21 protein-coding genes and 1 pseudogene are annotated in these 24,448 nt (G+C 71.9%); 12 read left to right on the plus strand and 10 right to left on the minus strand.

Features of this window, described 5'->3' with window-relative positions; genetic code table 11:
• Positions 1–28: 28 nt before the first annotated feature.
• On the minus strand, positions 29–2,149 hold the full coding sequence (locus AOM46_RS09955) for a serine/threonine-protein kinase (RefSeq protein WP_062208302.1): 2,121 nt from the start codon (positions 2,147–2,149) through the stop codon (positions 29–31).
• 218 nt (positions 2,150–2,367) lie between these two features.
• Between AOM46_RS09955 and AOM46_RS09960 the strand changes: the two genes are divergently transcribed.
• Positions 2,368–2,913 carry a DUF11 domain-containing protein gene (locus tag AOM46_RS09960; protein WP_062208304.1) on the plus strand — a complete coding sequence of 182 codons (546 nt, stop codon included), beginning with the start codon at positions 2,368–2,370 and terminating at the stop codon, positions 2,911–2,913.
• A gap of 42 nt (positions 2,914–2,955) precedes the next feature.
• Positions 2,956–3,171 (plus strand): hypothetical protein, encoded by a 216-nt coding sequence (locus tag AOM46_RS09965; protein WP_062208307.1) that lies wholly within the window; start codon positions 2,956–2,958, stop codon positions 3,169–3,171.
• 115 nt (positions 3,172–3,286) lie between these two features.
• On the opposite strand, the gene AOM46_RS09970 is transcribed toward AOM46_RS09965, so the two are convergent.
• The 6 genes and pseudogenes from AOM46_RS09970 to AOM46_RS09995 all read right to left on the minus strand — a co-directional run bounded on the left by AOM46_RS09970 (position 3,287) and on the right by AOM46_RS09995 (position 11,635).
• On the minus strand, positions 3,287–4,006 hold the full coding sequence (locus AOM46_RS09970; protein WP_067226022.1) for a Crp/Fnr family transcriptional regulator: 720 nt from the start codon (positions 4,004–4,006) through the stop codon (positions 3,287–3,289).
• A gap of 49 nt (positions 4,007–4,055) precedes the next feature.
• Entirely contained in the window at positions 4,056–5,069 is a 1,014-nt protein-coding gene (locus AOM46_RS09975; RefSeq protein WP_062208310.1) for a LacI family DNA-binding transcriptional regulator, read from the minus strand.
• Between the two features lie 67 nt (positions 5,070–5,136).
• Positions 5,137–6,825 (minus strand): glycoside hydrolase family 43 protein, encoded by a 1,689-nt coding sequence (locus tag AOM46_RS09980; RefSeq protein ID WP_078856646.1) that lies wholly within the window; start codon positions 6,823–6,825, stop codon positions 5,137–5,139.
• A gap of 112 nt (positions 6,826–6,937) precedes the next feature.
• Positions 6,938–7,831, minus strand: a complete 894-nt coding sequence (locus AOM46_RS09985) for a carbohydrate ABC transporter permease (RefSeq protein WP_370592669.1) — start codon at positions 7,829–7,831, stop codon at positions 6,938–6,940.
• A 5-nt stretch (positions 7,832–7,836) separates the two neighbouring features.
• Positions 7,837–8,766, minus strand: a complete 930-nt coding sequence (locus tag AOM46_RS09990; RefSeq protein ID WP_062208313.1) for a carbohydrate ABC transporter permease — start codon at positions 8,764–8,766, stop codon at positions 7,837–7,839.
• A gap of 1,594 nt (positions 8,767–10,360) precedes the next feature.
• A pseudogene (locus AOM46_RS09995) lies at positions 10,361–11,635 on the minus strand (extracellular solute-binding protein).
• A gap of 401 nt (positions 11,636–12,036) precedes the next feature.
• Between AOM46_RS09995 and AOM46_RS10000 the strand changes: the two are divergent.
• From AOM46_RS10000 to AOM46_RS10010, 3 genes are all read left to right on the plus strand, one after another.
• Positions 12,037–13,410, plus strand: a complete 1,374-nt coding sequence (locus AOM46_RS10000; protein ID WP_062208316.1) for a hypothetical protein — start codon at positions 12,037–12,039, stop codon at positions 13,408–13,410.
• A 12-nt stretch (positions 13,411–13,422) separates the two neighbouring features.
• Positions 13,423–14,661, plus strand: coding sequence for a hypothetical protein (locus AOM46_RS10005; RefSeq protein ID WP_062208319.1), 1,239 nt, complete (start codon positions 13,423–13,425; stop codon positions 14,659–14,661).
• Between the two features lie 73 nt (positions 14,662–14,734).
• On the plus strand, positions 14,735–16,003 hold the full coding sequence (locus AOM46_RS10010) for a sialidase family protein (protein ID WP_234313697.1): 1,269 nt from the start codon (positions 14,735–14,737) through the stop codon (positions 16,001–16,003).
• A gap of 125 nt (positions 16,004–16,128) precedes the next feature.
• Here AOM46_RS10010 and AOM46_RS10015 read toward each other — a convergent pair whose 3' ends face one another.
• The gene (locus tag AOM46_RS10015) at positions 16,129–17,010 is read right to left on the minus strand and encodes a helix-turn-helix domain-containing protein (RefSeq protein ID WP_062208325.1); all 882 of its coding nucleotides are present in this window, start codon (positions 17,008–17,010) and stop codon (positions 16,129–16,131) included.
• 185 nt (positions 17,011–17,195) lie between these two features.
• On the opposite strand from AOM46_RS10015, the gene AOM46_RS10020 reads away from it, so the two are divergent.
• The 5 genes from AOM46_RS10020 (at position 17,196) to AOM46_RS10035 (ending at position 20,775) form a co-directional block, all read left to right on the plus strand.
• Entirely contained in the window at positions 17,196–17,981 is a 786-nt protein-coding gene (locus AOM46_RS10020) for an SDR family oxidoreductase (protein WP_062208801.1), read from the plus strand.
• 174 nt (positions 17,982–18,155) lie between these two features.
• Complete coding sequence (locus AOM46_RS10025) at positions 18,156–18,590, plus strand: hypothetical protein (RefSeq protein WP_234313698.1); 435 nt, start codon at positions 18,156–18,158, stop codon at positions 18,588–18,590.
• On the plus strand, positions 18,591–18,746 hold the full coding sequence (locus tag AOM46_RS35240; protein ID WP_234313699.1) for a hypothetical protein: 156 nt from the start codon (positions 18,591–18,593) through the stop codon (positions 18,744–18,746).
• A 102-nt stretch (positions 18,747–18,848) separates the two neighbouring features.
• Positions 18,849–19,742: an arginase family protein gene (locus tag AOM46_RS10030; RefSeq protein WP_062208328.1), complete on the plus strand. Its 894-nt coding sequence runs from the start codon at positions 18,849–18,851 to the stop codon at positions 19,740–19,742.
• A gap of 154 nt (positions 19,743–19,896) precedes the next feature.
• Positions 19,897–20,775 carry an alpha/beta fold hydrolase gene (locus AOM46_RS10035; RefSeq protein WP_062208331.1) on the plus strand — a complete coding sequence of 293 codons (879 nt, stop codon included), beginning with the start codon at positions 19,897–19,899 and terminating at the stop codon, positions 20,773–20,775.
• A gap of 33 nt (positions 20,776–20,808) precedes the next feature.
• Here the strand turns inward: AOM46_RS10035 and AOM46_RS10040 are convergent, their stop codons facing one another.
• Together AOM46_RS10040 and AOM46_RS10045 are read right to left on the minus strand one after the other, a co-directional pair.
• Positions 20,809–21,501 carry a response regulator transcription factor gene (locus tag AOM46_RS10040; RefSeq protein ID WP_062208334.1) on the minus strand — a complete coding sequence of 231 codons (693 nt, stop codon included), beginning with the start codon at positions 21,499–21,501 and terminating at the stop codon, positions 20,809–20,811.
• A complete protein-coding gene (locus AOM46_RS10045; RefSeq protein WP_234313700.1) occupies positions 21,492–22,661 on the minus strand; it encodes a sensor histidine kinase in 1,170 nt (389 codons plus the stop codon). Before AOM46_RS10045 ends, AOM46_RS10040 begins: the two co-directional genes overlap by 10 nt.
• Positions 22,662–22,772: 111 nt before the next feature.
• On the opposite strand from AOM46_RS10045, the gene AOM46_RS10050 reads away from it, so the two are divergent.
• The gene (locus AOM46_RS10050) at positions 22,773–24,041 is read left to right on the plus strand and encodes a serine hydrolase (protein ID WP_062208337.1); all 1,269 of its coding nucleotides are present in this window, start codon (positions 22,773–22,775) and stop codon (positions 24,039–24,041) included.
• A gap of 26 nt (positions 24,042–24,067) precedes the next feature.
• Entirely contained in the window at positions 24,068–24,430 is a 363-nt protein-coding gene (locus AOM46_RS10055) for a helix-turn-helix domain-containing protein (protein ID WP_062208340.1), read from the plus strand.
• Positions 24,431–24,448 lie beyond the last annotated feature (18 nt).

A 24,448-nucleotide genomic window follows, 5' to 3' on the forward strand; every position in this document is an offset into this window, starting at 1 on the left:
CCAACATCCTCACAGCGCGAGGAAGTTGTCAGGGCAGCCGCCACATCTGGAGTCTGTTGCCATCGACGCAGGGATCCATGGTCACCAGGTTGTCGCGACCGTTACTGGTCAGGCACTGCCCCGCGAAGTTCTTGATCACGACCCCGCCGGCCTCGCCCTCCGACAGCTGCCACATGCTGCTGTAGCTGGTGCCCAGCTTGGCCGTCGCCGGGATGGTGGAGCTCACACCCACCTTCGGGCCCTCCATGTTGCAGGCGCGGAGATCGCTGAACGTCGAGTCGTACACCCAGCCGTTCCCGGTGTGGCCGCCCATGACCACCCCGGTGCCCGTCGCCAGGCTGTTGGTGGCCAGCCCCATCCTGAGCCCGTCGCCGACGTTGACGATATGCCCCCAGCCGCTGCCCCCACAGCCGGACGGGGGGCCCTGCGGGTCGGGGTCGGGATCCGAGTGCGTCGGGTCCGGACTGGGCGGCGGGTCGGCCGGGGTATCGCCGCCGCCGCTGCTGCCGCTGCTGCCACTGCCGCCGCTGCCGTCGACGGGCTGCTCCGCGCCGCCGGACGCGGACCCGTCGTCGGCCCCGGGGTCCCCCTCCGCGCCGCCCTCTTCCTCACCCTCCGCGCCCTCCGCACCCTCGTCCGCGCCGTCGTCGTCCTCGCCCTCGGCCTCGCTCTCCCCGTCGGGTTCGGGACCGACCAAATCCCCCTCCCCCGCACCGGAGTTCACCTCCTCCGACGGAACGGAGGACGGCAACGCCTCCGGCTCCTCCCCACCACCCCCACCCGGCAACAGATCCAGGGTCCACACCACGATCACCCCCACCAGGAGCAACGCGGCCACCACCAGCAGCAACCCCCGCCGCGACCTGCCTACGGCAGGACCGGCGTCACCCCCCTCGGCGTGACCGCCGGCACCGGCGGCACCGGCGTCGCCGACGTCACCGACGTCACCGACGTCGCCCTTGCCCGCGCCGGCCACCGCCCCAGCGGCACCGGCACCGGCACCGGCACCGGCGGCATCCTCGGCCGTGTCCGACTCCCCGGACGGACCGTCGGCCTCGGGCGACAGCTCGGCCTCCGCGCCAGCACCGGCAGCACCGCCAGCCCCCTCGGCCCTACCGGATATCTCTGACTCTTCGGCCGCTTCGGCCGCCACGCCGGCCGCATCTTCGCCCCCGTCAGACCCCCCGTCAGCCCTCCCGTCAGACCCCCCGGCCGCTGGCGCCGCTACCGCCGCACCGCCCGATGGCTCGGCCGCCGCGCCAGCGGCACCGGCGGCACCGGCGGCACCGGCCCGGCCCCGCAGGGTCGACGCGATGCGTCTCGCGTCGGCGGCCATCGCCGCCGCGCCGGGGTGGCGTTCGTCCGGCTGCTTGGCCAGCGCCCTGGCGACAAAGGCGCGCACCAGCTCCGGGAACTCGTCCGGCAGGGTCGGCACCGGTTCCCGGATGTGCTTGAGCAGGATCTCCACCGCCGCCTCGCCCCGGAACGGCAGTTTCCCGGTGAGCAGTTGGTAGCCGACGATGCCAATGGAGTAGAGGTCCGACGCGGGCACCGCGCCGCGCCCCTCCGCCTGCTCGGGCGCCATATAGAGGGCCGTGCCGAGCACAGCGCGCGTCTCGGTGAGCTTGGTCCGCGCGGTGGCGCGGGCGACGCCGAAGTCGGTCACGGTGACCCGGCCGTCCTCGCGGAGCATCAGGTTCGACGGCTTGACGTCGCGGTGCACCACCTCCCGTTGGTGCGCGGCCGCCAGGCCGTCCAACGCGTGGGCGAGCAGTTCGAGCACCCGCTCGGCCGGCAGCGGACCGGCCTCGGCGAGCACCGCGTCCAGCGGTCGACCGTCGACCAACTCCATGACGATATAGGCGACTTCATCCTCCCCGTCACCGTCGTCATCGGCCTGCCCGCCACCCTCGCCATAGTCGTGGACATTGACGATATTGGGGTGGTTGAGCGCCGCGAGAACCCGCGCCTCCCGGCGGAAACGGGCGGCGAACGTGGCGTCGTCGAGCAGCTTGGGAAGCAGCGTCTTGATGGCGACCTGCCGGAGCAGCACACTGTCGTCGGCCCGCCAGACCTCCCCCATGGCGCCGCCGCCGATCCGCGCGACCAGCGTGTAGCGGCCCCCGAGCACCGTCCCCCGTGCCACCATCTGCCACTTCCCCGTTCTGCTCAACTCACGAGCCGCCGCACCTCTTTGGCCCCCGCCTGCCCTGCCCGACAGCCCTTCGAAGTGTGCCAGAGGCCCCCAGCCCCCAACTCCCCGCGCCACCACCGAACCGAACGGACGGGCGAGGACCTCGGCCTTCGAGCTGGAATGCGATCCGTCCGGGCAGGGGGCGCCCGGGGTCGGGGCGTTTTGGATTGGCCGTGCTGGACGACCGGGCGGAGAACGTGTCCTGTCCCAGCAGGCGGCTGTCGCCGGGCGAGAGCATGACCTGCACGGGCGAGTATGTGATCACCCGGGAGGACGTCGGTCGGGGCTCCGTCACCAACACGGCGGTGGCCAGCGGAGTGGTCAGCGGCACCGTGGTCACCTCGGCGCCCGACCGGGTGACGCTCGATCTGGGCTCCGAGGTCGGCCTCGGGCTGACGAAGACCGTGGACGACGCCGGACCCTACCGGAACGGGGACCGGGTCGACTACGAGTACACCGTCCGCAACCTCACCGACGGGCCGGTCTCCGGGCTGGCCGTGACGGACGACCTGGTCGCCGAGGTGATCTGCGAGAGCGGCACGTTGGCGGCCGGCGAGAGCACCAGCTGTGTCGGCCGTTACCGGGTCGGCGAACGCAAGGGCGACTGCGGCGAGATCACCAACACCGCGACGGCCAGCACCGACGACGGGGCGCTGCGCTCCGAGCCCGCCACCGCGACCATCACCGTCCGGGAGCCCTGCGGCCACCGGCCGAAGTGAGCGGCTGGGCCCCGCCGCCGGCGGGATGCGTACGATCGCCCGATGGCGACGACACGGGTGATCGTGCTCAACAGCGGGTCCAGCGCGGGGAAGTCGGGGGTGGCGCGCTGCCTCCAGGCGGTGCTCGCCGAGCCCTGGCTGACCCTCGGCGTCGGCCCCCTGGTCGACGCGCTGCCGGCGTCGACGCGGGCATCGGACGCGGGGATCATCGCCGAACGGGCCGTCGTCGAACGGATCGTCACCGAACGGGTCGGCTGACGGGTGCACCGTGTGCGGCGCGATGCTCCCCCCGACGGGCCCCCGGGTCACCGCCCCGCATCGCGCTCGCCCACGGTGCGACCCACGCTAGGGGCGGCGCGCCGTCGACACCCCATCAGATGATGGTTTCGTCGCCCTCGCTTCCGGCGACGGCGATGCGGCGCAGCCGCGCCAGGTCCTCGATGCGGATCGAGCGGTATCCGGTGCTGACCACGCCGGACTCGCGCAGTCCGCGCAGCGCGCGGTGCACCGACGGCTCGGCCGCCGCGGCCAGGGTGGCCAACTCCGGTTGGGTGATGGGCCAGCGCAGCTCGACGCCGCGCCCGCGCGGTTCGCCATAGGTGTCGGCGATCTGGTGGAGCACCCGGGCGAGCCGGGTGGTGACATCGCAGCCGGTCAGGTCGATGCGGTGCGCGGTGGCCGCGCGCAGCTTGCGCACCACGGCCACGTTGACGGCCCGCGCCACGGCCGGCCGGTCCCGCATCGCGGCCCGGAAGTCGGCCGCGTTGACGCGGCGGGCGACGACGGGGCCGCAGGTGGTGACGGTGGCGGAGCGTGGGCTGCCGTCCAACGCCGCCAACTCGCCCACCAGATCGCCGCCCATCCGCACCGCCAGCAGCGTCTCCCGGCCGTCGGGGGCGCGGCCCGTCGCCTTGACGATGCCGTCCAGCAGGAGCAGGACGAAGCCGGTGTTCTCCCCCTCCGCCATCAGCACCCGCGACGGCCGGTAGTCGACCCGGACGCCCAGGGCGAGGAGTTGGGCGCGGGCCGGTTCGGCCAGCTCGCCGAGCAGGGTGTTCGCCGGCCAGCGGGCCGCGCCGGGTCCGTCCGTCATGGCCGTCTCCTCTTCCCGGTGGCGGCTCGGCCGGCCGGCTCGATCCGGCTCAGCCGAGGGGGCGGGTCGACTCGCGGACGATCAGCCGGGTGGCGAGTTCGACGCGGGGGTTCTCCAGCGGTTCGCCGTCCATCAGCCGCAGCAGGGTGCGGGTGGCGAGCGTGGACATCTCCAGGATCGGCTGGCGGACGGTGGTCAACGGCGGGGAGACGCGTCGGGCGAGCGGCAGATCGTCGAAGCCGACGACGCTCAGATCGTCGGGGGCGCGCAGGCCCCGTTCCCGCATGGCCTCGAACGCGCCGAGCGCCTGGAGGTCGCTGGCGGCGAAGACGGCGGTCGGCGGCTCGGGCAGCGCGAGCAGCGCCTGGGCCTGGGCGTAGCCGGAACGTTCGTTGAACTCGCCATGGCTGAGATGGTCGGGCGGCACCGGCAGCCCGGCGCGCTGCATCGCGGTGCCGAAGCCGTCGGCCCTGGCCTGGGCGCAGTTGAGCTCGGCGGGCCCGCCGATATGGGCGATGCGGCGGTGCCCCAGCTCGATCAGATGGTTGGTGCCGGCCATCCCGCCGCTCCAGTTGGTGGCGCCAACGGTGGGGATGTCGCCGGTGGTGCCGCCGACCGGGTCGACCAGGACGAGCGGGACGCCCATCGCGCCCAGGCGTTCCCGTTGCCGGTCGGAGAGTTCGGAGACGACCAGCATCACGCCGGCTGAGCGGCGGGCGGCGAGCCGGTCCAGCCACTGGCGGGTCTCCTCGCTGCGCCCGTGCACCACGGAGAGCACCATGTCCATGCCGGCCGCGTGCAGCACCTCGTCTGCGCCGCGCACGATCTCCAACGACCAGTCGCTGTCCAGCTCGTTGAGCACCACGTCGACGAGGGCGCCGCGCTGCCGGGACGGCCGCCGGTGGTATCCGTTGCGGCGCATCACGGACTCGACGAGGGTACGGGTGTCCTGGGCCACGTCGCCGTGCCCGTTGAGGACCTTGGAGACCGTGGAGGTGGAGACGCCGGCCTCGCGGGCGATCTGGGTGATCGTGACCCGGGACGTTCGGGAGCCGCCGGCCATGGTGGGTTCCTCCTCGGTGCTTCGGACTGCAGCATATGTGGGCGCGCGGGGGGCGGGGCGCCCCGGCTCAGGGGGCGGCGCCCGGCCGGTAGCGGAACCGGGTGAAGTCGGCCGGCAGGCCCTCGCGGAGCAGATCGTGGGCGCCCAGTCCGATGAAGGCGCCGGTGAACCCCCAGGTGCTGGGCAGCCGTTCGGGCCCGGTGACGGCGTACTCGTCGGAGAGCCGGGAGACGTCGAGCGGCGGCCCCACCGGGCGGAATGCCGGCGGTTTGTCGTCGTCCGGCGCCGGCGCCCAGGAGAACGTGCCGCGCGCGCCGTCCACGTCGAGGCGGAGCCGGACGGGCCCGGGGCCGGGGAGCACGACGGGATCGGCCGGTTCGGTGTAGTCGCCGTTGTCGCAGACGCCGAGCCGCAGCACCCGGCCGTGTTCCTCGTCGCCGGTCAGCTGGAGGTAGTGCCAGAGCCTGGTGTTGTAGAAGTGGATCAGCCCGGCCATCTGCTGCGAGGTGCGCGGCGCGTAGTCGACGGTGACCTCGGCGCGGCAGGAGTGGTGCTGTTGCCGGCGGGCCACCAGCGACTGGCGGTGGGTGGACGCGGGGGACTCCTGGCCGCGCAGCCGCAGCGCGCCCGGACGTTCGGTGAGCGAGAACCAGCCGGGGTCGGGGGCGATCCGGAGGGTGGCCCACTCGGGCCGCAGCCCGGGCCCGGTGAAGTCGTCGACGAACGGGGCGTCGTGCGCGGGCCCGGTGCCGGCCTCGGCCGCCGGCACCGTGACGTACTCGTGCGGCTGCCGGCCGCCGTCGGCCAGCCGCGGCCAACCGTCGTCCGTCCAGGCCACCCGCTGGATGGCGGTCTCGCGACCCAACACGCAACGCCCGCCGGGGGTGAGCGGCCTGGCGCACAGATGCGCCAGGTACCACTCCCCCGTCGGCGTGCTCACCAGGCTGCCGTGGCCGGCCTTCTGGAGGGTGGCCTCGGTGCCGTAGGAGGTCAGCATGGCGCCGGCCGGGTCACTCTCCCAGGGGCCGGTGAGCGCCCGGGACCGAGCGACGGTGACGGCGTGTTCGTAGCCGGTGCCGCCCTCGGCGACCATCAGGTAGTACCAGCCGTCGCGCCGGTAGAGATGGGGCCCCTCGGTGCGGCCCAGCGGTCCCGTCTCCCAGAGGGTGCGCAACGGTCCCACGGTCGAACGGGCCGCGCGGTCCCACTCCTGGATGACGATCCCGCCGAACGGGTCATGGCCGGGACGGTGGTCCCAGCGCATGGCCAACAGCCAGCTGCGGCCGTCCTCGTCATGGAAGAGCGACGGGTCGAACCCGGTGCCGTGCACCTCCACCGGATCGCTCCACGGCCCGGTGGGGTGGGGCGCGGTGGCCACATAGTTGCGCACGTCCTTGAACGCGCCGCCCAGACTCCGGACGTTGGACCAGACCAGGTGGAAGCGGCCGTCGGCATGGCTGAGGCAGGGCGCCCAGACGCCGCCGGAGTCCGGGTTGCCGGCCATCGGCAGCTGACGTTCCCCGGTGAGGGCGCCACCGATCGGCGTCCAGTGCGACAGGTCGGTGGAATGGTGGAGTTGGACCCCCGGATGCCATTCGAAGGTGGAGGTCGCCAGGTAGTAGTCCCCGCCGACCCGGAGGATCGACGGATCGGGGTGGAAGCCGGGCAGTACAGGGTTGCGCAGCTTCGCCGTACGGCCGGGGCCCGGGATGCCGGTGGGCTGGGCCTCGGTGGCACCGGTGGGTGCGACGGTCATACGTTCACCTCGGGGTTGTCTACGCGGGGGTGGGGCGTCGTCCTGGCGGTCTTTCCGGCCCTGCTCGTCCTGGCGGCCCTGGTCGTCCTGGTCGTCCTGGTCGTCCTGGTGGTCATCCCTTGACCGCTCCTGACATCACGCCGGCGATCACCCGGCGGGCCAGCAGGGCGAAAAGGATCAGCAGCGGGATCACGGCCAGGACGGCGCCGGAGAGCATCAGCGCATAGTCGGTGTAGTAGCCGGCGGCCAGCTGGTTGAGCGCGGTCTGCACCGTCCCGTTGTCGGGCGGCAGCACCACCAGGGGCCAGAAGAAGTCGTTCCAGGCGGTCATGAAGACGAACAGACCCAGTACGGAAGCGGTGTTCCGAACGCCGGGAACGATCACCTTCCACCAGATCAGAAAGAGCCCGGCGCCGTCGACCCGGGCGGCCTCGACCAGTTCGTCGGGGATGCCCTCGTCGATGGCCTGCCGCATCCAGAACACCCCGAAGGCGGAGACCATCCCCGGCAGGATCACCGCCCACAGGCTGCCGTAGAGCCCGAAATCGCTCATCAGCATGTACAGCGGGACGATGCCCAGCTGGGTCGGCACCATCAGGGTGGCGATCACCACGATCAGCAGCGCGTCCCGCCCCGAGAAACGGAGCTTGGCGAAGGCGAAACCGGCCAGGCTGGAGAAGATCACATTGCTGAGCGCGACGGCGCTGGAAATGATCAGGGAGTTACGGATCGCTATCCAGAAGTCGACGGAATCGAAGACCCGGGAGATGTTGTCGAAGAGATGCCCGCCCGGCACCAGCGGCGGAGTCGTCTCGGAGAGCACCGAGTTGTCCGACGACGCCATGACGAACGTCCAGTACAGCGGGAACATCGAGGCGAGCGCGACCAGCGCGAGGGCGGCATAGGTGAGCGGCCCGGCGCGCCGCACCCCCAGCCGGGAACGGCGGCCTGCCCGGCCGGGCTTGGCGGGGTCGGGCTCCCGCACGGGGGCGAGGGTGGTGACCACGGCACTCAGCCCTTCGAGGAGATGCGGCGGGTGAGGAAGAAGTTGACGGCCGCGATCAGCGCGATCAGCAGGAAGAGCATCCAGGAGATCGCCGCCGCGTAGCCGGAGTCGAAGCTGGTGAAACCGTGCTTGTAGAGCAGCAGGGTCAGCGTCTGGAACTGCCCGTCCGAGCCGCCCTCGTAGCCGTTGATGCCGCCGAACAGCAGGGGCTCGGTGAAGAGTTGCAGCCCACCGATGGTGGAGATGATCACCGTGAAGACGATCGTCGGCCGGATCGACGGCACCGTGATGCTCCAGAACGTGCGCCACTTGGACGCGCCGTCCAACATCGCCGACTCGTACAGCTCGCGCGGCACCGCCTGCATGGCGGCGAGGTAGATCAACGCGTTGTAGCCGGTCCAGCGCCACATCACCATGACGCTGAGCGCCAGATGCGAGGTGAACGTCCCGGCCCGCCAGTCGATCGGCTCCTCGCCGGCCAACCCGACCAGGTCCAACGCCCAGTTGACGATCCCGAAGTCGCGCCCGAAGAGCTGCGCGAAGACGAGGCCGACGGCGACCACCGACACGATGTTGGGCACCAACACCGCCGACCGCCAGAAGGTGCTGACCCGCAGCCGGGTGTCCAACAGCCAGGCGATCCCCAGCGCGAGCAGCAGCTGGGGCACGGTGGAGAGAACGAAGATGCTGAGCGTGTTGAACAACGCGTTGCTGAAGTCCGGATCGGCCACCAGCTCACGGAAGTTCTCCAGCCCGACGAACTCCTGCCGCCCGTTGACCAGATGCCAGTCGTTGAGCGAGACCCAGAGGGTGTAGCCGAGCGGAAACAGCCCGAAGAACCCGAAGACGAGAAAGAACGGACTGATAAACGCGTACGGCGCGAACCCGCGCCGCGGCCGGCGCCGCGCCCCGACACGACCGGTCGAACTGGACATTGACCCACTTCCCCTTCCAGAAACAGTTCCCGCCGGCACCCCGGCCGTTCCACGCACTGCCTACGGCCGTCGGCCGCCCGGCCGGGGCCCGGGGGCCCCGGCCGGCCTGAGCCGGCGGACGAAACCCCGACCCGGTCCCGGCCCGGTTCCGCCCTGCCGGCCGGCCGGTCGCCGACCGGGCGCCAGCCCTCCAGGTGGGGCCACCTGCCAGCCAGGGCCGACGGACCGAGGGCCCGCAGGGGGCCACCGTCCGAAGGCCGAAAACCTGCCGGCCAGGGCCGACAGCTGCGACCACAGGCCAGCACCCCGGGCGGGGCACCGACCGAGGGCCCAAGGCCCGCCGGCCTGGCCAGCGGGGCCAAGGCCCAGGACCGGTTCCGACCTCCGTGGCCGACCGGAAGCCAGCTGGCCAACGCCCCAGGCGGAGCCACCACCGGCCGAAGGCCCAAGGCCCGCCGGCCAAGGGCCGACAGCCAAGACCCCGGACCAGTCCCGGACCGGTCCCGTTCTCCGGAACCAGCGGGCCAGCAACCCCCAGGGGGCCACCAGCCGAAGGCCCAAGTCCCCGGGCCGAGGGCCCGCGTGGGGCCACCGGCCGAAGACCGAAGACCCGCCGGCCAGGGGCCAGCAGCCAAGACCCCAGACCGGTCCCGCCGTCCGGAACCAGCGGGCCAGCACCCCGGATGGGGCACCGACCAAGGGCCGAAGACCCGCCGACCTGGCCAGCGGGGCCAAAGCCCAGGACCGGTTCCGACCTCCGTGGCCGACCGGAAGCCAGCTGGCCAACGCCCCAGGCGGAGCCACCACCGGCCGAAGGCCCAAGGCCCGTCAGTCCGGGGCCAGCGACCAGGACCCCGGACCCGGTTCCGACCTGCCGGCCTGGGCCGGCGGCCCAGGGTCCCGGACCGGTCCGGGACCGGCTCCGGCCTCCGGGACCGACCGGACGCCGACCGGACGCCGACCGGACGCCGACCGGACGCCAGCGAGCCAGCGCCCCAGGTGGGGGCCCCACCGGCCGAAGGCCGATGCCCGCTTCCGGGACCGACCGGACGGGGCCCGGGTGAGGCCACCGGCCGAGGGGCAAGTGCCCAGTGCCAGGATTCGGCGCCAACGGCCGCCGCCAGGCGGCGAAGGCCCGAACTCGCCCACAACCCACCACCCGCGACCAACATCCGCCCGAAGGCCAAGGCCCCGGCCCGGACTCCAACCGCCGCCACGCACCACCCCGGGCCAACACCCGACCAGCAGCCGGAACCAAACCCCGGACCCACCTGCCGGCCGGCCGACCCGAAGACCGACACACGGGCCACGACGCCAACCGCCCACCGAGCCCCATCCCCAACCCCAACCGGAACCGCCCGCAGGCCACGTACCAGGTCCGGGCGCCAACAGCCGCCACCAGGCGACCAACACCCGACCAGCAGCCGGAACCAAACTCCGGCCCGACCCCGAAACCCCGCCGGAACCGGCCGGAGGCCAAGTGCCAATGGCCGGAGGCCGAGCAGCGGGAGCAGCCCCGGCGGCCCGGTCCGGGGGTGCCTTCGTCGCCCGCCAGGGCGACGGGCGGCCCCGGGCCCCGCAAAAGCCCGGACGGCTAGTCCACCGCTGAGAGCGCCTCCTCAACCGCCTGCTCCAGCGCCTCCTCCGGCGACGCCTTGCCCTGTTCCACCCGCTGCAGCGCACTGCCGAAGACCGGCCGCACGTCGGAGTCGCGAACACCCCGGAAGTTCGGCCGCAGTTCGGCCGCCGACGCGGCGAAGATCTCGCCGACCGGCGCGTCGTTGAAGTACGGGTTGGTGAACTCGGTGACCGCCGGGTCCTCGTACAGCTCGGGGATGGACGGCAGGCTGCCGACGTCCTGGAAGATCCGCCTCTCCTGCTCGGGCGCGGTCAGCCACGCGGCCAGCTCCGCGGCCGCCTTGACGTTCTTGCCCTGTGCCGGGACGGTGAGGAAGGAACCGCCCCAGTTGCCGCCGCCGCCGGGGACGGACGCGATGTCCCACAGTCCCTCGGCCTCGGGGCCGGCCGCGTCCTCGATCAGGCCGAGGGCCCAGGAGGGGCAGGGCGCGGTGGCGAAGGAGCTCTGTTTGAAGCCGACGTTCCACTCCTGGGAGAAGCCGACCAGGCCGGCGGACATGCCGTCCTCGACGGCCTGGCCGACGGCCAGGAACGCGTCGGCGATCGCCGGGTTGGTGTCGCCGACGAACGTCTCGTCGCGTTCGAAGTAGCCGATCTCGCTCTGGTTGAGCATGGAGGAGTAGATCGTGTCGGCGCCGTCGAACCAGGCGGCGTCCGCGCCCGAGTCCAGGAAGCGCTGGCCGACGGCGAAGTAGTCGTCCCAGGTGGGCCAGAGCGCGCCGACCTCGTCGCGGTCGGCCGGCAGTCCGGCCGCCTCCAGCAGGTCCCGGCGGTAGCACATGGCCAGCGAGCCGACGTCGGTGCCGTAGCCCATGACGAAGTCGCCGTCGATGACGCCCTGTTCCCACTTTTAGGGGAGCCAGCGGTCCGCCAGCTCGGCGCCACCGTGCTCCGCGAGGTTCACGAACTCGTCCCTTGACTCGCGGAAGCGGGGCATCCAGCCCTCTTCGACGGCGACGATGTCCGCCGCTCCCGAGCCGCCGGCGAGTTGGGTGGTGAGCTGCTGGTGGTGCTGTTCGAACTGGCTCACCTGGATCTTCACCTTGATGTCCGGGTGCGCGTCCTCGTACTCCTCGACCAGCGCCTGGTAGCCGAAGTCGCTGAAGGTGGCCACGGTGAGCTGCGTTCGGCCGTCGCCCGAGCCGGAGCCGCAGGCGGCGAGCGGAAGCAGGGAGAGGGCGAGCGCCGCGGCGGTCGCGGCGGTTCTCCTGGGTCTTATGTGTTGTCGCATCAGGTGCTCCAGGCGGGAGGGGGCGCGGGGCGGCCGGGGCTGGGAAGTGCCGGACCACGGATTCGGCGTTCACCCTGCGGCAGGTTCCCGAACTTCGTCAACACTTTTCCCGGGACTTTCCCAGAAACTTTTAGGTAGCAACACCGGGAACGTCGCGGTCGGTCAGCGGCCCCATACCCGAGAGACAGCAGCTCAGCCGGCCCGCAGCGCAGCCCGCATCCCTCCCCCACACGCCGGTCGGCGCCCGGACACCCCCTCCGGGAACTACCGAAAGTTTTGCGGCAACTGTTGACGTGGCGGCCGGCTCCGGGCCCAATGTCCTGTGACCACGGGTGAGTTCACCCCGCGTGTGGTCTCCACCCCCCACACCCCGGGACCTTCACCGAGAGGAAGGAACCTCAATGCAACCCGCACCCCGCCGACGCCGGCCCAGGCGTTCCCTGTTGGTGGCCGCCCTGGTGTCGACCCTCGCCCTGCCGGCCGGCCTGGCCTGGTCGGCCGGCGCCGCCGAGACGCCCGCCACCGAACCAGCGGAAACCGCCCGAACGTCCGCCGCCGCGTTCGCCGACGCGCCCGGCCTGCCCCCCGACGACCAGGTTCTGATGATCATGGGCCAGGACAGCAGCACCCTGGCCGACTACCACCGGGACGTGTTGGAGAACCCGTCGCTGAACGCCCCCGAACCCGGCGGCGTCACCCTCTACACCAACCTCGTCATCCCGACCGACGGCGGCGGCGACGGACCGGGCGCCGGGCTGCACGGGCCGGTCGACTACGGCGCCGGCGTAGTCGACTTCCCCGCCACGCTGACCCAGTACCCGGACTCCGCGGTCTCCATCGGGCTGTACCTCTCGGACGCGGACTTCGCCGCCTCCTGCGGCAACCAGCCGCTGCGCGCCCTGATCGGCACCGACGACGACGATGTGCGGGCGGGCAACCCGAGCCTGGTCGACCGCTACCGCGCCGAACTCGACGGCATGATCGAGACGTTCAAGTCCTGGGACCGGGACGTCTACCTCCGGGTGGGCTACGAGTTCGACGGCCCCTGGAACTGCTACAACACCGACTTCTACAAGGAGGCGTTCCGCTACATCAGCGACCGCCTCGACGCGCTGGGCGCCGACCGGGTGGCCACGGTCTGGCAGACGGCGGCCTGGCCGTTGAACACCAACCCGGAGCACCCGGAGTGGAACTACGTCGTCACCGACCCCACCCACTTCGACAAGTGGTACCCGGGTGACGCGTATGTGGACTGGGTCGGCCTCTCGACGTTCTACCAGCCGGGATCGGTGGCGACCCAGTGGGGTTGCTCGGCCACCGATATCGACCCCATCGTCCAGCAGCAACGCGTGCTCGACTTCGCCCGTGCGCACGACAAGCCGGCGATGATCTCCGAGGCGGCGCCGCAGGGTTACGACAACGGCGCGGCGACGTCCAGCTGCATCATGGGGCCCAACCCGGCGCCCGTCGACCCCACGGCCGTCTGGGACCAGTGGTACGCGGGCTTCTTCTCGCTGATCGAGGAGAACCGCGATGTGATCCGCGCCGCCGCCTATATCAACACCGACTGGGACAGCCAGACCATGTGGCAGTGCCCGGCCGGCAGCGCGCCCGGCTCGCCCGACTGCCCCAACGGCTACTGGGGCGACAGCCGGGTGCAGGCCAACCCGCAGGTGCTGGCCGACTTCCTGGACGAGGTCAGGGCACCCCACTTCGTCAACGGCGGCAGCGGCGTCCATCGCACCAGCGGCGTCAACAGCGGCGACGCTCAGTAAGGAGGCACGGTCATGCGCATCCGTAGCACCGCACTTGGCATCACCGCGCTGGCCGTCCTCGCCACGCTCGTCCCGGCCGCCGCCCCCGCGGTGGCCGGGCCGGGCCCGGCCGAGGACGGCCGGCGACCCGCCGCCATGGAGCGGGAGTTGCTGATCGGGCAGTCCTCGCAGGCGGCCTGGGACGACTGGGCGACGGTGGGCAGCGATCCGGCCGGCGGCTCGGTCTACTACGAGGTCGCCTCGGGCACCTGGGTCAGCGAAGGGCACCGCGAATACGCCGAGTTCCTCGCGGAACGTGGCGACACCATCCAGATCGGCGTCAGTTGGAAGGACAACCCGCCGGGCTTCGAGGGCGGCGACGGCGACGCCCGCGCGCGGCGCTCCCGGGAGGTCACCCAGGAGCTGGCGGACGGCCGACACCAGGACCGCTTCGACGCGTTGGCGGCGTTCATCACGGCCAACCCGCAGGCCACCTTTATGCTGCGGCTGGACTACGAGGTGTCCAGTTTCTTCCACTGCCTGGACGCCGGCTGTGCCTCCTACCGCGACGCCTACAACACGTTGGCGGAGTTGATCGACCAGCACACCGGAGGCGGCGCGAACGTCCAGTATGTCTACCACCCGGTGCGCGGCGAGTATGAGCTGCTGTACCCGGGGGACGCGCGGGTGGACTGGATCGGCCTGTCCGTGTTCGCCCACGAACTGTGCCTGCCGATCTATGACAACGGGTATCTCTACAACGGGACACCTCCGGACAACTACGACGTGAACGCCCTTCAGTGCCGCGACGTTTACATCGATGAAGACGAAAATGGCAACCCCTCTGCCGTCTGGAAGAACTGGGACCACGATGCCAACGTGCTGAGAATGACGCGGTTCGCACAGGAGCACACAAAACCAATCGTGATCTCCGAGGCCGGGTTGCTGAACTTCACCGAAGACGGCACCGACACCTCGGGGTTGGAACCGGAGCGGGCCACGCTCTGGGCCGAGCGGCTCTTCGGGCTGCTGAACTACGTGGGCCCCGTCCCGGGCCAGGAAGGCGAGCACGACCTGTCGGACGTCATCCGGATGGTCACCTACATCAACCTCGACTTCCGCTACGGCTGGGACGGGATCCCGGGCGAGCACTTCGAGTTCCCGCCCGACAGCACCTGGTTCGTCGACGGACGCCTCTCCCGATACGGGCCGGCGACCGACGCGTTCTGCCGGGGCCTCACCGAGCTGACGTTCACCAGCACCTGTCGCTGACCGCGCCTACTCCCGTACCCCCCACCGAAAGTTAGGCAGGGACGAAACCTCCATGAGCCGAATATCGTCGCGCTTGGCCAGACGTACGACGCTGCTGGGCGTCGGTGTGCTGCTGGCCGCGCTGTTGGGAACCCCGGCGGCCAGCGCCACGTTCACCGAATCAGCAGAATCAGCAGAATCAACAGAAACGACCACCGAGACCTCCCGTGCCACCGTGGCCGAGGACGCCAGGGAGGCCATCGAGTCCGGAGTGGCGGTGCCGGCCGCGACCGGTACCCCGCTCCGGGACGACACCGGCCTCTACCCGCGCGCCATCCGCCTGGAGCACAACGGCAACGCCAACGGCCGCATCCTGGCCGGCGTCGTCACCTTCCAGGAGAACAACGGCCTCGGCGCCATCCACGAGTCGACCGACAACGGCCGGACGTTCCAGCAGGTCGGCACGGTGGCCGATCCCGACTCGTCCGGCGGCCAGGGCCTGTGCTGCGCCACGCTCTACGAACTCCCGCAGCAGGTCGGCGCGTTGCCGGCCGGCACGCTGCTCTGGGCCTCGTCGGCCGGGCAGGACGAGGCCGACCGGCGGATGGCGCTGCGCATCTGGGCCAGCCACGACATCGGCCGCAGCTGGTCGTACCTGTCCAGCTGCGCGGTGGCCAACGGGACCGGCGGGCTGTGGGAGCCGGAGTTCTCGGTGGCCGCCGACGGCGCGCTGGTCTGCCACTACGCGGACGAGACCGATCCGGCGCACAACCAGAAGCTGGCCGCCGCGCGCAGCTATGACGGCGTCAACTGGGTCGACCACCGCAACACCGTGGCCAGCTCCTGGGAGCCCGACCGGCCGGGAATGCCGGTGGTGCGCAAGCTGCCCAACGGCGAGTACTTCATGATCTTCGAGATCTGCAACCCGGGCGGCCAGTACCAGTGCGTGGTGCACTACCGCACCTCGCCCGACGGCTGGAACTGGGGCGATCCGGCGCATCTCGGGTTCCGTCCGGAGACCGCGAACGGCACCTATCTGCGGGCCGCGCCCACCGTGGCCTGGTCCCCGGCGCCCGATGGCAACCCCAACGGACAGTTGGTGATCGTCGGCCAGATGGCGCTCAACGCCGACGGCAGCACCTCGGCCGACAACGGGCGGATCGTGCTGGTCAACAACGCGAACGGCGCGGGCCCCTGGCGGGCCGTCCCGGCACCCGTCCAGGTGCCGGACGCGGTGCCCAACTACTGCCCCAACTACAGTTCACCGCTGGTGCCTTCGGCCGACGGCCGGGAGCTGTTCATGATCGCGACGGACTGGGACGGCGACGTCTGCAAGCCGTACTTCGCCACCGGGGCGCTCTGATCAGGAGGGACCCCGCATGAGCACCCGAGGCCGGGCGCGCCACCGCGCCGCGCACCCGGCCTCGGGCCTTCCGCCCTTCCGTCCGTGCTTCCACCGGTCCTTCCGGGCCGGCTTCCGGGGAACGTTCAGCGGGCCGGCGCCGGGGCGTGCCAACTGGCCAGCAGCGCCAGGGACTTCTCGGTGCGGGAGCCGGGTTCGACGTTGTAGACGCAGAGCGTCTGCTCGCTGTCGCCCGGCACCAGGAAGGACTCGTAGGAGAAGTTCAGCTCGCCGGCCAGCGGATGGTGGTAGGTCTTGCTGCCATGGGTGCGGCGCACCACCCGGTGGTCGTTCCACCAGGTGGTGAACTCCGGGCAGCCCAGGGTGAGTTCGCCGATGAGATCGGCGAGGAGCCGATCCCCCGGATAGCGACCGGCCTCCAGCCTGAGCATGGCCACGGTCTCCGCCGCCAGCCGTTCCCAGTCGCCGACCGTGGCCCGCGCCCGGGGGTCGAGCAGGTAGTAACGGGCGACGTTGCGGCGGTTGGCCGGCAGCGCGTCGAAGTCCGTCATCACCGCCCTGGCCAGCGCGTTGGTGGCCAGCACATCGGTGCGGCGGCCCAGGACAAAGGCGGGCACCCGGTCCAGCGACTCCACCATCAGCCGCACCCCGGGGCGCACCCGCTGGGGCGCGGTGGGCGCGCGGCGCGTCCGGTGGCGGGACAACAGATCGGCCAGATGCTCCCGTTCGGCCGCGTCGAGCCGGAGCGCGCCGGCGAGCGCCGCCCTGACCTCGGGCGACGGGTTGCGGGCGCGGCCCTGTTCCAGCCGGGTGTAGTACTCGGTGCTGACGCCGGCCAGCCGGGCGACCTCGTCCCGGCGCAGCCCCGGCACCCGGCGGATCCGGCCGTCGGCGGGCAGCCCGGCCTCCTCGGGAGTGATCCTGGCCCTGCGGGTGCGCAGGAAGTCGGCGATCTCGGCGCCTCGTTCGGCGCCGATCGCGGGCTCCGCGCGGTGTGCGTCGGTCATCCGTCCAGTGTGCGGGAGGCGGGCGCGGGGTGGCGGGGGCCCGGGTGGCCCTGGCGGTACCTGCCTGGTCAGGGTCCGTTGTGCCGGTCCGGGGCCGGTGTCCCGGTGGTGTGCTGGACAACGGGCACCGGACGCTTGCGGCCGGGCCCCGTCAACCACAACCACCTTCTGGAAAGGGGCACTTGGTGTCCACAGCTTCAGCAGTCCCCGCGCGGCAGCCGCTGGCCGGCCGGGTCGCCGTGATCACCGGCGCCTCCAGCGGCATCGGCGCCGCCTCGGCCGAACACCTGGCGGGGTTGGGCGCCGACGTCGCGCTACTGGCCCGCCGCGCGGACCGGCTCGACGCGCTGGCCGAGCGGGTCCGGGAGAAGGGCGGCACGGCGCTGGTCCTGGCCGTCGACGCCACGGACCGGGCGTCCGTGTCGGCGGCGGCCGACCGGGTGGCCGCCGAACTCGGCGACACCGACCTGGTGTTCAACAACGCGGGGGTGATGCTGGCCGCGCCGGTCGAGGACGTGGCCAGCGACCAGTGGCAGCGCCAGATCGACCTCAACATCACCGGACTGATGAACGTGGTCGGCGCCTTCACCCCGCAGCTGGTGCGGGCGGCGGCGGAGCGGGGGGTGGCCGATCTGGTCAACACCTCCTCCATCGCGGCGCAGAACGTGTTCCCGAAGTTCGCGGTCTACTCGGCGAGCAAGGCGTTTGTCAGCCATCTCTCCCGCCATCTCCGGGCCGAGCTGGGCCCGCGGAACGTGCGGGTCGCCGCGCTCGAACCGGGCATCGTGGAAACGGAGTTGCAGGGTCATGTGACCGACCAGGGCGCCCTCGACTGGCTGGCCGGGACGCGGGAGACGATGGAGTGGCTGACCGCCGACGATATCGCCACCACCGTCGGCTTCCTGGCCTCGCTGCCGCCACGCGTCAACATCCAGCAGCTCACCGTGCTCCCCACCGGCCAGGTCGACTGAGGTTCAGCGCCGGGCGATGGCGGCAGGAACGGTTCCACCCGCCCCTCGCCGTCGCCGGCGCCTTCGCCCCGACCGGCGCGGACGGGCCATGAACGCTGGCGCCGGGAGCCGGTCGGCTGCCAGGGTGGGCGGGCGAGGCGGGGACCGGGACCGCCGGCACCGGAGAGGACCGTCATGGCCGAGAACACCGCCGCGACCCGCCACCGCGACGAGGGCGGCTGGCTGGGCCGGTTCACCGACCGGCTGCTGGTGGTCTGCCCGCGCTGCGGCGGACGCGCGTCGGTGACGGTCTCGCCCGATCGGCCGCCACTCGCCTACCCCGGTCAACTCCTGGTCGCCGACCGCCGGTTGAGCTGTGCCGGCTGCGGCGCGGTGGCCGAGTGGGGGCCGGAACGGGTCGGCGCGGCCCGGATCGGCGTGAGCCTCGGCGGCACCGAGGACCCGTTCTTCCACCGGCCGCTGTGGCTCCAGACCCGCTGTGTCGGCGAGGTCCTGTGGGCGTACAACGAGGCGCATATTGCCGAGTTGACCGCCTATATCGGCGCCCGGCTGCGCGAACGCGGCGCGCTGCGGCCCACCACCTCGATGTTCGCCCGCCTCCCGGCCTGAATGAAATGGGCCGGCAACCGGGACGAACTCCTCGCCGGCCTCGCCCGACTCGACGCCCAAGCCACCCGCACCGCCCCCGAGGACCGCCCCGACCTCGCCCACCCACGCCCCACCCGCTCCCGCCACCGCCGCTCCCCCCACTACGGCCGCCCCTGAGGCCGGCGCGCCGAGGAGAGCCGGCGGTGTCCCGATCACCCCGATCACCCCGATCGCCCTGATTGCCCGGCGCGCCCTCAACCCCTCGGCGACAATGGGCGGATGCGAAAGATCGTTATTCTGGACGCCCCGTCAAACCTGGGTCTCCGCCCGCCCGTCGAAGGCGCGGTGCCCGGCTGTTACAAGCTCGCCGGCGCGCTCCGCGAGCAGCGGCTGCCCGCGCGGCTCGGCGCGCGGGAGGGTGGCGTCGTCGTGCCGCCCCGCTACCACCGGGGCGACTGGCGGCCGGGGGACGGCGTCTTCCACGCGGCGGCCATCGCCGACTACACCCGCAGGCTCGCCGACCGGGTCGAACGCCATGTGCGGGCCGGGGAGTTCCCCGTGGTGCTGGGTGGCGACTGCTCCATCCAGCTGGGCGCGTCGCTGGCCCTGCGCCGGATCGGCCGCTACGGGCTCGCCGCGATCGACGGCTCGGCGGACTTCCGGCATCCGGGCAACACCGAGGCGGCGCGGATCGGCGCGGCCGGCGGGGAGGAACTTGCCCTGAGCACCGGCCGGGGGCAGTCGGATCTCACGGATCTGGAGGGGCTTCGCCCCTATCTCCGCGACGAGGACATCCGGCTCTTCGGCATCCGGGACTACGACGCCGACCGCGCGGAGCTGACCGCGCTGGGCATCGCCAACGCGACGGCCGGCGAGGTCAGGGCCTGGGGCGCCGCCGAGTTGGCGGCCGTGGTGGCCTCCCTGGAGCAGCCGACGACGGACGGGTTCTGGATACACCTGGACGCGGATGTGCTGGACCCGACGGTGATGCCGGCCGTGGACAGCCCCGACCCCGGCGGGCTGCTGCCGGACGAACTCCGCGCGCTGCTGGGCGCGTTGACCCGCTCGGAGCGGTGCGTCGGCCTCAACCTCACCATCTACGATCCGGACCTCGACCCCGGGGGCACCGGCGCCGCCCTGCTCGCCGATCTGCTGGTGGGTGCCCTCGTCTGACACCCCGCGGGTATGATCGGCGGCATGTGTTTCATGTTTGTGCGGCATCGAGCCAGCTGAGACGTGCGCCGCGCCCGGTTCCGGGCGCCCCCGTTTCCCCGCTCACCCAGGCGACGCGTGCCGCGTCGCCGTTCAAACATGGGACAACCTCCTTATGCCATCCCCTTCCCCCGCCTCGGCGCACCCCGACACCACGTTTGTGCTGGTGCACGGCTCCGGCTCCAACGGGTTCATCTGGGCCCCGGTACAGCGCGAACTGACGTTGCTCGGCCACCGCAGCTACGCCGTCGATCTGCCGGGCCACGGCTTCGACGCCCACTACCCCGTCGCCTACCAGGCCCCGCAGGACCTCGACGCCTGGGCGACCGTGCCGTCGCCACTGGCCGAGGTCACCCTGCGGGACAACGTCGACCATGTCGTCGACATCGTCCGGAAGGTGGCCGAGAACGGCCCCGTGGTGCTGGTGGGCGCCAGCCTCGGCGGCGCCACCATCACGGGGGTCGGCAACGAGGTGCCGGAGCTGGTGAACCGGCTCGTCTATGTCTCCGCCTGGTCCTGTGTGCGGAAATCGAGCCCCATCGAGTACATGACCGAGCCGGAGTTCGGCGAGAGCCTGCTGGGCGAACTGGCCGCGCTGAACGTCGGCGACCCGGCGACGCTCGGTGTCGGCCGGGCCAACTACCGCACGGCGGACCGGACCTTGCTCACCGCCCTCAAGGCGGCCATCCTGGCGGACGGCACGGACGAGCAGTTCCTCACCGTCCTCAACCTCCTCCAACCCGACGAGTCCATCGCGGTGATGACGGCCGACGCGCGCGGCCAGGCCGACACCTGGGGCACCATCCCGCGCAGCTATGTCCGCCTCACCGAGGACCGTTCCCTGCCGGTGGCCATGCAGGACCGGCTGATCGCCGAGGCCGACGCGCTGACCCCGGACAACCCGTACGACGTGCACACCCTGGCCACCAGCCACGCCGGCTTCGTCCTCCGCCCGACCGAACTGGCCGCCATCCTCACCGACCTGCCCGTCTGACCGACCGGCCAACGCGTCTACCGACCAACGGGCTCACCGGCCGCCGGCGTTGGGGGGCAGCCGTCCCTCGACGCCGGCGGTGCCGCCATGGTGGCGGAGGTAGGCGAGCACGGCGCGGACGCGGCGGTGGCCGCTGTCGCCGACCGAGAGGCCGAGCTTGAGGAAGACATTGCCGATGTGTTTGTGCACGGCGTTCTCCGTGATCACCAGCCGGCCGGCGATGGTCGCGTTGTCATGGCCCTCGGCCATCAGCACCAGCACCTCGCGCTCCCGCGCGGTCAGCGAATCGACGGGATCGACGCGGGCGGCGAGGAGTTGGGCGACCACCTCGGGATCCATGGCGGTGCCGCCGTCGGCCACCCGGCGCAGCGCGTCGGTGAACTCCGCGATCCGGCTCACCCGGTCCTTGAGCAGATAGCCGATGCCGCCCCTGGCGTCGGCGAGGAGCCGGCCGGCGTACTCCTGCTCCACATACTGCGACAGGACCAGCACCGGAAGCCCCGGATGGTCGGCGCGGGCCTGGACGGCCGCCCGGATGCCCTCGTCGCGGAAGCTCGGCGGCAGCCGCACATCCACGATGGTGACATCGGGCCGGTGAGTCGCCACGGCGGCGAGGAAGGCGGGGGCGTCGGCCGCGATCGCGGCCACCTCGAACCCCTGGGCGTTGAGCAGGAGTTCAAGACCGGACGACAGCAGAACGTTGTCCTCGGCGATCACTACGCGCACGGCAGCTCCACGGTGATGACGGTCGGCCCGCCCGGCGGGCTGTTGATGGTCATGGTGCCGTCGAGCGCGGCTGCGCGGCGGGCCATGCCGTCCAGCCCCGAGCCCCGGGCGGCGTCGGCCCCGCCGGTGCCGTCGTCGGTGATCTTCGCGCGCAGCAGCTCGACTTCGCGGGTGACCTGGACGGACGCCCGGGTGGCCCGGCTGTGGCGGGCGACATTGGCCAGCGCCTCGGTGACGGCGAAGTAGGAGACCGCCTCGACCGCCGCCGGAACCTCGCCGAGCGGCCCGATATCGATGCTGGTCGGCACCCCGGCTCTGGTGGCGAGCGTACTGAGCGCGCCGGAGAGGCCGAGATCGGCCAGGACCGGCGGATATATGGAGCGGATGACGGCGCGCAGCTCGGTCATCGCCTCCTCGGTCTCGGCCTGGGCCTGCCGGACCAGCGGCACGGCGGCGTCGGGATCGTCGGGGAGGCGCTGGCCGACGACGGCGAGCCGCATCGCGATCGCCACCAGCCGGGCCTGGGTGCCGTCGTGCAAGTCCCGCTCGATCCGGCGGAGTTCCGCGCTGTGTGCCTGCAGCACATCCGAACGGGTCTGGGTGAGCTCGGTGACCCGTTCGGCCAGCTGCTCCTCGGGGGTCGGCGCCAGGATCGCCAGGCAGCACTTGGCGTGCGCGTGGGCGAGCGGCGACAGCAGGAGGAGGGCGAGGCCCACCAGCACCACGACATTCACCGAACCGATCGTGATCGCGGTGTCCCAGTCGGTGAGCGGAACACTGGCCACGGGCAGCCAGGGCGCCGGATCGAATGCCCACCAGAACAGGGCGATAAGGGGAACGAACAGCAGATTGGCCACGATGAGCAGGGCGAGGAGGCCGAGCGGGAGGCCGAGGCCCACCTGCGTCGCGAGCCACAGCAGATTGCGGCGGGTGGCACGCGGGCGCGGCTCGACCGGCTGCCCCAGCAGCGCCCCGGCGCGCTGGCGGTGCCACTCGGCCCAGGGCTGCGCCAGCGAGGGAATGCACAGCAGCGGCGCTGCGAAAAGCGTCAGCGTCGCGGTCACCAGGGTGCCCAGCAGATAGCGCGCGCCGTGCCGCGCCGTGAACGCCCACACACGGATCACGCCGAGCACATCGACCACGCCTAGCACTTTTGTCACGTGGTTCAGCCTAGGAAGCGGGCGGTGCCGGGGCACTACAGCCAGCTGTAGCTTTCGTTCGGCAGCCTGCGGTAGCGACCCGCGACCGTTCGCCTACCTAGCGTTGCCGCCATGAGAAACCCAACCGCCCCCACCCGCAAGACCGGCGAGAACCGTAAGAACCGCAGGTGGTGGCTCGTCGCCGGGACGGCCGCCGTCGCCTCGATCGCCGCCGTCGTCGCCGCCCAGCTGCCATCCGACGCGGAGCACGCGCCCGCCTACGGGCAGGACGAACTGCGCCGGGACACCGACGCCATCCAGGCCCTGGGGATCACCGGCGTCCAGGCCCGGGTGACCACGGGGGACGGCCCGGATCTGGTCGCCACCAGCGGCGTCGCCGAGGTGGACACGGATCGCCCGGTGCCCGAGGACGGCTATTTCCGGATGGCCAGCACAAGCAAAACCCTGGTGGCCACCGTGGTGCTCGGGCTGGTCGACGAGGGCACGTTGACGCTCGACGACACGGTGGACCACTGGCTGCCGGGGGTGGTGGAGGGCAACGGCAACGACGGCCGGCTGATCACCGTCCGCCAGCTTCTCCAGCACACCAGCGGCCTCGCGGACGACCTGCCCGGCCATGCCACCCCGGAGGACTACTACGAGCACCGGTACGACACCTACACACCCGAGGAGATCGTCGCGCGGGCGACAGCGCACCGCCCCTACTTCGAGCCGGGCGCCGACTGGGCCTACTCCAACACCGGCTACGCCCTGCTCACGATGATCGTCGAACGGGCCACCGACCGCTCCTGGCACGAGGAGGTGGAGGACCGGATCCTGGTGCCGCTCGGCATGGACCACACCTATCTCCCGGACGGCACCCCGACGCTCCGCGAGCCGCATGCCCGCAGCTACGAGCTCTTCCCGGCCGGAGAATCCGGCGAATCCGGTGAATCCGCCGAATCAGCCGAACTGGTCGATGTCACCGAGGTGATCGTCCCCGACCCCGGCGGCTATGTCTCCACCACCGAGGACGTCAACCGTCTCTTCCAGGCCCTGCTCGGCGGCGAGCTGCTGTCCGAGGAGCGGCTGGCCGAGATGCGGGACACGGTCCCGGTCAGCGAGGAGATGCTGACGTTCTGGCCGTCGGGACGCTATGGCCTCGGCCTGGTCAACCGGCCGTTGTCCTGCGGCGGCAGCTACTGGAGCCACGAGGGCGGCGAGAGCGGCTACATCACGCTGAACGGCGCCACCGACGACGGCGGCCGTGCCGTCACCGTCTCCATGACCACGGCGCTGGGCGACTCCCCCGACAACATGCTCCGCCAGGAGCAGGCCGCCAGCGATCTGGTGGACCGCGCCCTGTGTGACAGCCCACAGCAAGCGGATCGCTTGCAATAGTTAGCAAGCTCGGGCACGCTGGGGGTATGGCTTCACTCGGTGTGGAAGATCTGGGGGCGTTCCTGCGGGAGCAGCGGCAGCAGGCAAAGCTGTCCCTGCGCCAGCTGGCCGACGCCGCCGGGGTGTCCAACCCCTATCTCAGCCAGATCGAGCGGGGCCTGCGCAGACCGAGCGCGGAGATCCTGCAGCAGCTGGCCAAGGCGCTGCGGATCTCCGCCGAAACGCTGTACGTCCAGGCCGGTTTTCTCGACGAACGCGTGCGGAACGAGGCCGAGGAGGCCCAGCGGGTCGGGGTGCGGGAGGCGATCCTCGCCGATCCGGATCTCTCCGACCGGCAGAAGGAGGCGCTGCTCCAGATCTACGCCTCGTTCCGTGGCGAGCGCGACTGAACCACCCAGGACGCCCAA

This window comes from Streptomyces sp. NBRC 109706 (assembly GCF_000974485.1).
Classification (GTDB): domain Bacteria; phylum Actinomycetota; class Actinomycetes; order Streptomycetales; family Streptomycetaceae; genus Streptomyces.